The sequence below is a fragment of the Paenibacillus sp. GbtcB18 genome, assembly GCF_019091125.1.
Lineage (GTDB): Bacteria > Bacillota > Bacilli > Paenibacillales > NBRC-103111 > Paenibacillus_F > Paenibacillus_F chitinolyticus.
In genome coordinates this window covers 1-243 of record NZ_JAGXJX010000734.1, presented here as the reverse complement: position 1 = coordinate 243, position 243 = coordinate 1, and the positions used below count along the sequence as shown (strand labels likewise).

The following is a 243-nucleotide window of genomic DNA, read 5'->3' as shown; positions in this document are numbered from 1 at the left end:
CCGTTAAACCCGTCGGTCCTATTACGCCCGTTACTCCGGTCGGTCCCGTTAAACCCGTCGGTCCTATTACGCCCGTTAAACCCGTTGGTCCTGTTACGCCCGTTGCTCCGGCAGATCCTGTTACTCCCGTTACTCCGGTCGGTCCTGTTACTCCCGTCGGTCCCGTTAAACCCGTCGGTCCTGTTACTCCCGTCGGTCCTGTTACTCCCGTCGGTCCTGTTAAACCCGTCGGTCCCGTTACTC

At 59.3% G+C, this 243-nt stretch carries 1 pseudogene; it reads right to left on the bottom strand.

Features of this window, described 5'->3' with window-relative positions:
* Positions 1-243, bottom strand: a pseudogene (locus KVT34_RS30925) (collagen-like protein); the annotation flags it as partial.